Annotated in this window: 10 protein-coding genes; all 10 read right to left on the bottom strand. The window is 61.4% G+C overall.

The genetic code is table 11. The features are described from left to right. Positions 1-12: 12 nt before the first annotated feature. The 10 genes from PseuLF5_RS06970 to PseuLF5_RS06925 are packed head-to-tail and all read right to left on the bottom strand — an operon-like array spanning position 13 to position 11,014. Complete coding sequence (locus tag PseuLF5_RS06970; protein WP_123467498.1) at positions 13-1,149, bottom strand: glycosyltransferase; 1,137 nt, start codon at positions 1,147-1,149, stop codon at positions 13-15. Next, positions 1,142-2,110 (bottom strand): glycosyltransferase, encoded by a 969-nt coding sequence (locus tag PseuLF5_RS06965; RefSeq protein WP_340133244.1) that lies wholly within the window; start codon positions 2,108-2,110, stop codon positions 1,142-1,144. Before PseuLF5_RS06965 ends, PseuLF5_RS06970 begins: the two co-directional genes overlap by 8 nt. Beyond that, entirely contained in the window at positions 2,107-3,474 is a 1,368-nt protein-coding gene (locus PseuLF5_RS06960; protein ID WP_123467502.1) for an O-antigen ligase family protein, read from the bottom strand. The genes PseuLF5_RS06965 and PseuLF5_RS06960 overlap by 4 nt, the downstream gene beginning before the upstream one ends. Beyond that, positions 3,471-4,562, bottom strand: coding sequence for a glycosyltransferase family 4 protein (locus PseuLF5_RS06955; protein ID WP_123467504.1), 1,092 nt, complete (start codon positions 4,560-4,562; stop codon positions 3,471-3,473). The genes PseuLF5_RS06960 and PseuLF5_RS06955 overlap by 4 nt, the downstream gene beginning before the upstream one ends. Beyond that, positions 4,559-6,151 (bottom strand): GumC family protein, encoded by a 1,593-nt coding sequence (locus tag PseuLF5_RS06950; RefSeq protein ID WP_128613587.1) that lies wholly within the window; start codon positions 6,149-6,151, stop codon positions 4,559-4,561. Before PseuLF5_RS06950 ends, PseuLF5_RS06955 begins: the two co-directional genes overlap by 4 nt. A gap of 17 nt (positions 6,152-6,168) precedes the next feature. Continuing rightward, positions 6,169-7,194 (bottom strand): polysaccharide biosynthesis/export family protein, encoded by a 1,026-nt coding sequence (locus tag PseuLF5_RS06945; protein WP_123467508.1) that lies wholly within the window; start codon positions 7,192-7,194, stop codon positions 6,169-6,171. A 21-nt stretch (positions 7,195-7,215) separates the two neighbouring features. Continuing rightward, positions 7,216-7,863: a CpsD/CapB family tyrosine-protein kinase gene (locus tag PseuLF5_RS06940; RefSeq protein WP_123467510.1), complete on the bottom strand. Its 648-nt coding sequence runs from the start codon at positions 7,861-7,863 to the stop codon at positions 7,216-7,218. Continuing rightward, on the bottom strand, positions 7,863-8,609 hold the full coding sequence (locus tag PseuLF5_RS06935; protein ID WP_123467512.1) for a sugar transferase: 747 nt from the start codon (positions 8,607-8,609) through the stop codon (positions 7,863-7,865). The genes PseuLF5_RS06940 and PseuLF5_RS06935 overlap by 1 nt, the downstream gene beginning before the upstream one ends. Before the next feature lie 18 nt (positions 8,610-8,627). Beyond that, complete coding sequence (locus PseuLF5_RS06930) at positions 8,628-9,665, bottom strand: NAD-dependent epimerase (protein ID WP_123467514.1); 1,038 nt, start codon at positions 9,663-9,665, stop codon at positions 8,628-8,630. After that, complete coding sequence (locus tag PseuLF5_RS06925; RefSeq protein ID WP_123467516.1) at positions 9,662-11,014, bottom strand: UDP-glucose dehydrogenase family protein; 1,353 nt, start codon at positions 11,012-11,014, stop codon at positions 9,662-9,664. Before PseuLF5_RS06925 ends, PseuLF5_RS06930 begins: the two co-directional genes overlap by 4 nt. Positions 11,015-11,387: the final 373 nt, after the last annotated feature.

The raw sequence follows: 11,387 nt of genomic DNA, 5'->3' as shown, positions 1-11,387 counted from the left end.
GCTTCGGTCCTCTTAACGGTTCTGTTCAGGATTCCACTGGGCATACCGCTGGCCGCGCAGGAACTGCCACAGGCCGAGGCTCATCCCGGCGAGCGTGACCAGCAGAAACGCGGCCAGACGAAACGGTTTCGGCAAGCGGTGTTGCGAGTCGAGTAAACCGGCGATCGCCACGCCATAGCCGAACAGCTGGGCGATCAGGGCCAGGCGATAGAAACCGTGGTCGTCCCACAGCCAGAAGTTGCTCAGCAGCAACGGCAGCAGGAGGATCGGCGCCAGGCGGCGGATCAGTTTGTGGCTGATCAGTGCGACCGAATACAGGCCATGTTTGAGGGGGTTGAGCAGCTCACTGCGCTGGGCCAGGCTTTGCAAGCCACCGACAGTCACGCGTTGACGGCGGCGGAACTGTTTGTCCGCTTCGTCGACGCCGTGGTCGATCACTTGCGCCTCGGGGACGTACACAATGCGTTTGAAAGCGACCGGTGCGCAGGTACTGATGAAAAAATCGTCGTTGACCTCCGCCGGTACGTTCTGGAACAGCTCGCGGCGCAGGGCGAGCAGAGCGCCATCGGCGGAGACCATGCAGCCGGTGCGGTTCTCCATCCGGCGCAACCAGCCCTCGTAGTGCCGATACAGGCTGTCGCCGACGCTGAGGCCGCCGCCGGTCACCGGGATCACCATGTGCCCGGCGCAGGCACCGACAGCGGGATCGCTCAACGGCGCGAGCAAGTGGCCGAGGGTTTCCCGCGACCACTGGTTGTCGGCATCGGTGAACACCAGAATGTCGCCGGTGGTCAGGGCCACTCCGGCGTTCAGCGTTGCCGCTTTGCCCTGACGCGGCAGGTCGAGCACGCTGATGCGCGCATCAACCACCTTGCGCGCGCAGGCCACGGTGTCGTCGCTGGAGCCGTCGCTGGCGAGAATGATCTGCAAGCTGGCCGGTTGATAATCCTGCGCCAGCAACGTGCGCAGCTTGTGCTCGATATGCCGCGCCTCGTTGTGTGCGGCGATCACGATGCTCACGTTCAGCGGCGGTGCCGGGGCGTGACGCCATGCCGGAAACAGCGGCGACAGAAGTGTAAGCAGCAACGGGTAACCCACGTAGGCATACACCGGCAGCAACAGGCACAGCCAGAAAATGAATTCAGCCACGGGCAGGCCTCCTGGCGTTCCAATGACACAGGTTAAGAATGAACGCCGCCCCGGCGAGGTGCAGGCGCAGCCAGTGCAGGCCCCACAGTTGCAGGGTCAGTCCGAGGTCGTGATGGCGTGCACTCTGACGAATGCTCAGGACCAGTCCGGGCAACAGAGTCAACAGCACCATGACCGCAGCGTGATGCGGAAAACCGTCGAGCAGAGCCGAGATCGCGAGGAAATCCAGAATCCACACCGCCAGCGACAGCAGCGGAAAACGCAGCAGGCGCAGGCTGAAACCATGGGTGCGCAGCAGTTGCAGATGGCTGCCCTGACGCCACATTTCCTTGCCCATCCATTCACGCCAGTTCATCTCGTAGCCCCAGTGCAGGGCCACGCTGCTGTTCACCGACAGCAGCCGCGCACCTTGTTTGTGCAGGCGCAGGGTGAACTCCTTGTCTTCGCCGGTGCGCAGGTGTTCGTTGAACCCGCCGACCTTGTCGAAACAGCTGCGGCGCATCAGCAGGTTGGAACTGGGCAGCCACTCCACCGGGTGCGACGCCTGAGTCGACGGGCGCAGTGTGCGCCGTTGCCAGGCGGTGGCGTACCACGGCGCGGCGGCGGGGGTGTGCAGGTCGAGACCGAACACGTCGGCCTGTCCCTCGGCTTGCAGCTCGAACAAAGGCTTGAGCCAGTCTTCGGGCATCTCGACATCGGCGTCGATGAACGCGAGCCACTCGCCGCTCGCCAGCAGCGCGCCGCGATTGCGCAGGGCGCCGATCAGCAGGCCCGGCAGCACCAGCACCTGCGCGCCGAACTGGCGGGCGATGTGCGGACCGTCGTCGCTCGAGCCGTTGTCGACCACAATCAACTCACACTCCACATTGGCTGCATGCGCGGCTTTTTGTGCAGCCAGCAGCGTGCGGCCGATGTGCCGGGCCTCGTTGTACATCGGGATAATGATGCTGATCCGGCTCATGTGCGGGCCTCGGTCAGGGGGGCTTGTTCGGCTTTCAGGCGCAGCACGCTGGTCAGCGCGAGCATGATCCACACGTATTTATGGTTCGGCGCGCTGAGGAATATCAGGAACAGGGTCAGCGACAGAAAGCTCACGCCCAGGTGGGTCATCAGGTCTGCCTGTTGCCCGTCACGGCGCAGCAGCCACGCGGCGCGTGCACGGATCAGGTTGTACAGGCCCAGGCCAAGCATGCCGACGAACAGCAGCCCGGCGGGAATCCCCAGTTCACTGAAGATTTCCAGGTAGGTGTTGTGGGCACGGCGATAGAGGTCGCCGATCTTGCGGTTGGCGGAAAACGCCTTGGCGTAACCGGTGGTTGCATAGTGCAGCGGGAAAGTGCCGGGGCCGGAGCCGAGCAGCGGGTTCTCGCGGATCATCTGGCTGCCGACCACGATGTACGAGGCGCGACGGCCGAGGGATTCATCCTGTGCTTTGGAGCCGGCGCTGAGAATACTCAGCGACTGAATGCGTGCGACGTATCCGGCGGGCATCGCGTAGATCGCCAGCGGAATCACGATGGCTGCGCCGAGCATGGCGAAACCCAGGTGTCGTGGGCGGATCCGGGTCAGTTGGGCGCGGTAGTGCCAGCAGCCGATCAACAGACTCAGCGCCACCACCACCAACCCGGAGCGCGACTCGGTCTTGGTCATGCCGCCGAGCAGCAACAGGCAGCAGGCGCCCCAGAACAACCGGTGCAGCAGGTTGGGGCCGCGAATCACCAACAGCAGCGCCAACGGAATGGCGAAGGCGATCAGCAGGGCGAAGGCGTTGGGGTCTTCGAGCAGCCCGGCCGCACGACCCTGGTCCTGAAATTTGGCCGAGAACATCGCCATGGCGCAGGTGGCGCTGACGCTCAGGGTTACCAGTCTGGCAAACAGGTCGAGGTTCAGTTCGCGACCAATCAGCAAGGTGATGACAAACAGGATCAGCCCGACGCTCAACTCGCGCAGGTGCCCCAGCGACATGCCCAAGTCATCGGTATTGAGCAGGCTGAGGAAATACAGGACCAGAAACCACAGCAAAAAACGCCACAGGTTGCTGCGCAGGCGCTCGCCGGGAATCTGATGCAGGGCCAGTTGCAGCATCAGGATCACCGCCAGCGAGGCGCCGAGCAGTTTGCTCCCGGAGAACGCGCTGTCCTTGAAGAACCCTTCGAACGGCACCAGCGCGGCAATCCCCAGCAGGCCCCAGGTCGGCTTGCGGTACAACACCGAAAAACCCACCAGACCAATGACGGCGGCGGGTGCCAGAAACGGATAAGGACTGGCGAGCAAACCGATGCACACCAGGCCGAGCAGAGTGACGATCGAGAGCGGGAAAATCATGCGCGTGCCTCCCGTGCCGTGCGGATGTACAGCTGCGACCAGCGTTCGGCCAGGGCCTTGAGGTCGTAGCGATCCTGTTGCGTGCGTTTTGCGTTGTCGCGCAACTGGCGCGCCAGTTTCGGCTCGCTCAGCAGGGTGTCGAGCTGACGGGCGAGGGCGGCGGTGTCGACGGGGGAGGCGAGCAGGCCGTTATGCCGATGCTCGAGCACATCGGGAATCCCGCCCACCGCGAACGCCACCACCGGCACGCCAGCCTGCATCGCCTCCAGCAAAATCATCGGCGTGCCCTCGGTGCGCGAGCTGATCACCAGCGCATCGAGCTGTCGCCACCATGGTTGCATGTGGGTCTGATACCCCGGCAGACGTATCCGTTGCTGCAGACCGGCGTTGTCGATCCGTGCCTGCAACGCCTCGCGTTCCGGGCCATCGCCGAGCATCACCGCATCCAGTTGCGGATGCTGGTGACAGAGCGGGATCAGCACATCGAGAAACAGATCCGGGCCTTTTTCACTGCTCAAACGTCCGACGTAACCGCTCAGCCAACGCTGCCGGTCGCCGTCCGGGACCAGCGCCGCAGCGGCGGGCAAACCGTTGGGAATCACCTGCAACTTCTCCGCCCGGACACTGGCCTGACGGTGCAGCGCGGCGATGCTTTCCGCCACGCAGACCACCCGATCCACCGACGCGGTGCGGCACAGTTGCAGGCTCAGCCAGGTGTAGAACTTCTGCTTGCGACTGCGCGGGGTGAAGCCGTGCTGGGTAATCACCAGCGGCAGGCGCAACAGCGTCGCCCCGACCCAGCCGAATAGCAGGCCCTTGAAATTGTGCGTGTTGATCAGCGGCTGTTCGCTGCGCCGCTGCCGCAAGTGCTTGAGCAATTCGCCCAGGCCGGCACACCCGCGACAGTCCACCCCGGCCTCACGGAAGCGTGCGATCAGTTCCGCTGGCGCGTCGAGAAACAGCACCTGATGCTGTCCCGGCGTCGCCAGGCAATGATCCAGCAACATCCGCTCGGCGCCATAGAAACCGCCGCTGCTGAGCAAATGAATGATCGGCAGCGCGGGGTTCGGGGCGGACGCGGTGTTCAATTGCGCACCCAGTGCACGAAGCTTGGCACCGTCCAGTTCTTGTGCGGATTGCTCGGCAGCGCGTTCTCGTCGTTGATCACCAGCAACACTGGCAGGCCCAGTTCGTGGCTGATTTGCGCCGGATGTTTGAAGCGATGATCGAAGAACTCACGCACGTAGACCAGGGCAATCGCCAGCAGCAAACCGGTGAGCAGGCCGAATGGAATGATCAGGAACGGTTTCGGAAATGCCGGCTCCGTCGGTTCGAACGGCGGGCTGAGCACCTTGGCGTTCGACAGGTCATCGTTGAGCGAGCCGGCGGTGCTGCTTTCGGCGAAGCGTTGCGCGTAGGTCGAGAATGCCGTGTGCAGCGCGTCGATTTCCGTGTCCATCTGCCGCAACTTGCTTTGGGTCTGCTGCAAGGTGTGGATGCGGTTCTTGAACTCGGCAATGCGTGCGGTTTTCTGATTGATCACCTGTTGCACCACAGCCAGGTCGTTGGTGCGTTCCTGAATGCGGTTGCTCACCACTTTGAGGAATTGCTGACGGGTGCGGGCGATTTGCTCGCGGGTCAACAGCATGGGTTCGCTGCCGGGCTGGAACACTGCCAGATCGTTCATGTAGCGGCTGACCTGGGTGGTCAGTTGCTCACCCATTTGCTTGATCTCGCGATCCTCGAACGCCACGTTGTCCACCGTAGTGGTGAAGGTGTAGGGAAACGTGTAGTCGTTGAGCTTGTTATTGCTCGCGGCGGCCAGCGCGGTTTTCAGGTATTCGAGCCAGCGCTGGCTCTGCAACAGACGATCCTGATACAGGTTCAGCGCTTGCTCCTCGGTGTTGATCGCGTTCAGGCGGAAGGTGATTTCTTCCTTCGGATCCGACGAGCCGACGCTTTCCAGCAAGGCCTGGCGGTTACCTTCCAGACCATCGAGGCGCACTTGATAGAGATGCTTCTTCGACTCGTAGAAAGACTGCGGCAAGTCGATCGACTGCAGGGCCTGACGGCTGACCAGATAGTTCTGCAGCAGGGCGCTGACAAACGTCGTGCCCTGATGCGGATCCGGGAAGCTGTAGACGATCGAGATCACATTGGAGCCGGGCAGGGTTTCGATTTTCAGGCTGTCGATGGCTTGCTGGGTCAATGCGTCGAGCGCGGTGTCACGCACCGGATCGGTTTCCAGGCCGAGCATGTTGCGCAGCGGATTGATCAGGTACTGGCGCAGCGGCGAGGTGACGTAGCGTTTGAACGGTTCCACGACCAGTCTGGCGAACATGCCGACCGGTGGCGTGTATTCGCCCTTGTCGCGCAGTTCACTGATGGTCTGACGAATCAGCGCCGGTGACCGCAGAATGTTGCTCTCGGTTTCCATGTCCGCCAGTGACGGCGGAATGAAGGTGGCGTTATCCACGGTGAGTGACGTGGTGGCGTCACCCTGGGAGAGTTTTTTCGACTGCACGATCACCTGGGCGGTGATATCGAAGCTCTGTTTGAGCACCAGCGGCAGTAACAACGCGATGACTGCAAAGATCAGGAAGACCCGTTTCACCAATTGCTTGTTGGCGAAGAAGATCCTGAAGAACTCATGCAGGTAGTTTTCCTTTGGATTCATGATCGTTCACCTGAGAGTCAGTTGTTGTTGCTGTCTTTGTTGTCGACGCGGTAGCCAAAGCTGAACCCGACGCCCTGGAACAGCACCACGTCGGCCAGTTGCCGAGCGAGTTCGCCGGCACTCGCCAGTTTGGTTTTCGGTACGAACAGCATGTCGTCCGGTTGCAGGTAGGCGATCTGCGACGCGTCGCCCGACAGGGCTTTTTCCACGTCGTAGTGGACGGCCTGCACCTGGTTGCCGTTGCGGCGCATGATCACCACCGAATCCAGACGGGCCTTGACGTTGGTGCCCCGGGCCAGGGTCAGCGCCTCAAGCACCGACACCGGACGGCGGATCGGGTAGGACCCCGGCTGGCCGACTTCGCCGAGCACGTAGATTTCATTGCCGGCGGTGGATTTGAGCAGCACATCGACGCTCATCCGTCCGGGCAATTGCGCGTACTTCTGGTTGAGGAAGGTTTCCAGTTGATTGACGGTCATGCCTTGCAGCGGCACGGCGCCGATTTCCGGGAAGCTCGCGTAGCCGTCGGTGCCCACGGTGATCTCACGGCTCATGCCGGTGGCCGGGTGGTTCAGCGCGTTTTTCAGGTTCTGCTCGTTGGTCAACGGACTGATGATCTGCACGGTCAATTGATTGCGGTTGGGCTGAAACAACTGTTTGCGCTGATAGGCACGCTGAATTTCTTCACGGGCCTCATCGCTGGTCAGCCCGGCGATTTTCACCGAGGTGTTGGCCCCCGGCAGGTTGATGGTGCCGTCGGGCAGCACCAGTTGGTTGCCGTTGAGCTGGCTGGCCGCGGTGAAGTTCAGGCCGATCTGATCACCCGACTGCACGCGGTAGGCATCCGAGCCGCTGGTGCTGATGTGGAAGATCACGTCCAGCACATCCTGCGGGCGCAGGGTCTGCTCGACCTTCGGCATGTCGGTGGCCTGGGCGTTGGCCGGCGTCGCGGTGAGGATATTCACCGGCATGTTCTGGGTTTCGGAGGTGCTTGAGCAGCCTGCAAGCGGCAGCATCAGCAGAACAAGTATCTTGGCGTTCATGGCGTCATCCTTCGCGTTCGCTTACAGGTTTTTGTAAAGCCATTTGGGCATGTAGTACTTGCGTCGGTTGAATACGCTGCCGACCACTTTTGCCCCGGCCTGAGTCAGGCGTTGCACAGCGGCCTGGGCGACTTCCCAGCGGGTGTCTTCGGCGCGAACGACAAACACCACACCATCGACCTGCGTGCTGATCACCAGCGTGTCGGCGGCGGAATACACCGCGTCGCCGTCGATCACCACAAAGCGATACTGGCTGCCCAACTGGTCGAGCAATGGGCTCAGGCGCTCGGCGGTGAGGTGTTCCAGGGTGCGGATCGGCCGGCCGTTGGGCAGTACGTGAAACGGCAGGCTCGACACCTGCACCACGCAGTCCTGCAACAGCGGCGGTTTGTCCGGGTTGAACAGCAAGTCACGCAGGCCGCGCTCCTTGCTCAGGTTCAATTGCCGGGTCAGGTTGCTTGCCGACTGGCTGGCGTCTACCAGCAGCACCTGGCCGCTGCTCATTTGCGCCAGTTGGCTGGCCAACGCGAGGGCGCTGGTGGTGGTGCCGGCACCGGGGTTGGCGGCGGTCAGGAACAGGATCCGCAGATCCAGATCCAGCACGGTCGAGGTCAGGTTCGATTCGCTGGGGTTGGCGATGCTCAGGCTTTTGTTGGTTGAACCGTCCATTAGCTTGCTCCGTGGCCGCTGAATACTTTGAAGGGGGTTTTCAACAGAATCTTCAAATCAAGCAAAAGGCTCTGCTCGGCGATATAGCTGAGGTCCAACTCAACGCGCTGGTCGAAGTCGATGTTGCTGCGTCCGGAGATCTGCCACAGGCCGGTCATGCCGGGGTAGATCGCCAGACGGGCAAGGTGGTTGTCCTTGTAGCGGTAGGCGTTGAACGAGGTCGGACGGGGGCCGACCAGGCGCATATCACCGGTCACCACGTTGATCAGGTTGGGCAGTTCGTCGAGGCTGGTGCGCCGCAGGAAACCGCCAATCCGGGTGATGCGTGGGTCCTTGTCGATCTTGAAATCAATCGCGTCGACCCCGTGCTTGTTGAGGTGACGCAGCGACTCTTTCAATTCTTCGGCGTTGGCGACCATGGTGCGGAACTTGTACATGCCGAATTTGCGGCCGCGGTAGCCGGTGCGTTTCTGCACGAACATCACCGGCCCCGGGCTGGTGAACTTGATGATCAGCGCCAGGCCGACCAACAGCGGCGAAATCAATAGCAGAATCGCCAGGGCGCCGAAGCAGGCCATCACCCGATTGGTGCGCGACAGTTGCCATGGACGACCGCCTTCGCGGCCCGTGAACCAGCCGCGTCCCTGGCGATGAATCGCCGCATCGAGGCGCATCCGGTGCTCGGGGTCAATGCGCTTGTCGCGGCGCATTTGTTGGATCGGTACACCTTGCTCATGTCCAGTCATGGGATCCTCCGCTGATGTTCAGCCGCGAGCGGCGCGTGGGCGACAGGCAGTGGGGTAGTAGTCGCGAAACCAGGCGATGAAACGCCCCAGCCCCTCATCCAGCTCGATCCGGGGCTGGAACCCGGTGGCCTGGGCCAGATCGTCGGTCTCGGCACAGGTGTTGAGCACATCGCCCGGTTGCAGGGGCAAGAGCTCGACAATGGCTTTCTGACCGAGGTGTTTTTCCATCAACGCCAGGTAGGTTTTCAGCTCCACCGGGTGGTGGCCGCCGATGTTGAACAGGCGCCACGGCGCCATGCTGCTGCCCGCGTCGGGATGTTCGCGATCCCACTCGGGGTGGTTGTGCGGCGGATGGTCGGTGAGGCGCGCGATGCTTTCGATGATGTCGTCGATGTAGGTGAAATCCCGTTGGTGCTCGCCGTAGTTGAACAGTTTCAGCGGCGTGCCTTCGGTGATCGCGCGGGCGAACTGGATCGGCGACATGTCGGGCCGACCCCAGGGGCCGTACACGGTGAAAAAGCGCAGGCCGGTGCTGGGAATACCGAACAGGTGGCTGTAACTGTGGGCCATCAGCTCGTTGGCTTTTTTGGTCGCGGCGTACAGCGACAGCGGGTGATTGACGCCGTCGTGCACCGAATACGGGGTGTGCTGGTTGGCGCCGTACACCGAACTCGACGAGGCATAGATCAAGTGCTTGACCGGATGATGCCGGCAGCCTTCGAGAATGTTCAAAAAGCCGCTGAGGTTGCTGTCCAGATAGGCCTTCGGGTTTTCCAGCGAGTAGCGCACCCCGGCCTGCGCCGCGAGGTGGATCACCACTTGCGGTTGCTCGCGGACAAACAGCGCTTCAATCGCGGCGGCGTCGGCCAGGTCAATCCGCGCGAGCGGGAAATGCCCGACCTGATCGCGTACCCATCGCACGCGATCGTGTTTGAGTTGCGGATCGTAATAGCCGTTGAAGTTATCCAGGCCGACCACTGCATGCCCGTCGCGCATCAGCCGTAACACGCAATGGGCGCCAATGAAGCCGGCTGCGCCGGTGACCAGGATTTTCATGGGCGTAGCCCTTGCGGTGCGATGTGACGCAGGCCGATGCCGCTGTAATGCAGGCCGGCGGCGGCTACGTGTTCCGGGTTGTAGAGGTTGCGGCCGTCGATGATGACTTTCGAACGCAGTTTTTCCGCGAGCAGGTCGAAGTCCACCACGCGAAAGTTTTTCCATTCGGTGCAGATCACCAAGGCATCGGCGTCTTCCAGAGTGTCGTCGCGGGTGGCGCACAGGTGCAGGTCGTTGCGATAGCCGTAAAGGCGCCGGCATTCGGACATGGCTTCCGGATCATAGGCTTGTACACTGGCGCCTTCGGCCCACAGCGCGTCCATCAGGTAACGACTGGGCGCTTCGCGCATGTCGTCGGTGTTCGGTTTGAACGCCAGGCCCCAGATCGCGATGGACTTGCCGGCCAGGCCTTGCGGAAACTGCGCCTTGAGTTTGCTGAAGAGTATGTGGCGCTGGCTGTCGTTGACGTCGGTGACGCTGCGCAGCAGTTTCAGCGGCATGCCGTTGTGTTCGGCGGTATGCAGCAGGGCACGCAGGTCCTTGGGAAAGCATGAGCCACCGAAGCCGCAGCCCGGATAGATGAAGTGGTAACCAATGCGTGGATCCGAGCCGATGCCTTTGCGCACGGCTTCGATGTCGGCGCCCAGCAGTTCGGTGAGGTTGGCCAGTTCGTTCATGAAACTGATGCGCGTGGCGAGCATGGCGTTGGCGGCGTACTTGGTCAGTTCGGCGCTGCGGTTGTCCATGAACATGAGTTTTTCGTGATTGCGGCAGAACGGCGCGTACAGCTCGCTCATCTGCTCGCGAGCCACGTCATCGCGAGTGCCGACGATGATCCGGTCGGGGCGCATGCAGTCGGCAAGGGCGCTGCCTTCCTTGAGAAATTCGGGGTTGGAGACAACGCGCACGGCCAGATTGCTTTTGCCGCGACGCAGCAGTTCGCTGTTGGCGGTGGCCAGCACCTGATCGGCCGTACCGACCGGCACCGTGGACTTGATGATCAGGGTGCGATCGGCCTCCATGTGCGAAGCGATCTGCCGGGCGACGTTGAGCACGTGGCTGAGGTCGGCGGAACCGTCTTCATCGGCCGGCGTGCCGACGGCGATGAAAATCAGCTCGGCATGCTCGACCGCATCGCTGGCCTGGGTGCTGAACAGCAGACGGCCGGCCTTTATGTTTTCTTCAAGTGTGCCCGACAGTCCCGGTTCGCTGATGGGCGGCACGGCTTGTTGCAGTTGTTTAATCTTGTTTGGGTCAATATCTACGCATAAAACCCGATGACCGACATCTGCAAGTGCGGCGGCTTGAATAAGTCCAACATAGCCCGTGCCAAATACGCTCACGTCCATCTGCGCACCCTCGATAGAGCGAAAAGAAGAAGTTCGGAAGAAGACTGTAAAAGGGGTATAGCGCAGGGTTTGGAAAGCGTGTCAGCAAAATGACATGTTGCACGTGTATAACACTTGAGCGTTTTTTGGCGATTGGCCATCAAGTCATTGCTGCGATTGAATTTGTTGATTTCTTGCAGATTTGTTCAGATTCAAAATAAGCGATGGACGGTTGTAAGTCGCTAATTTAAAGGCTTGTAGCGTTTCGTGTGTGTCAGATTTGAGTCATCGTTTTTTTGACGCTTTCTAAAAAAAACAGTCAATTCTTGCGCTTTGATGGCCGGGTGCTAGTGTCAGATTTTGACCGACAAGCCTTTGACTCTCTGCCGTATTG

It is taken from the genome of Pseudomonas sp. LF-5, assembly GCF_037626295.1.
Classification (GTDB): domain Bacteria; phylum Pseudomonadota; class Gammaproteobacteria; order Pseudomonadales; family Pseudomonadaceae; genus Aquipseudomonas; species Aquipseudomonas monsensis.
Note: the sequence above shows the minus strand (reverse complement) of the source record. Positions and strands in the feature narration are given on the sequence as shown.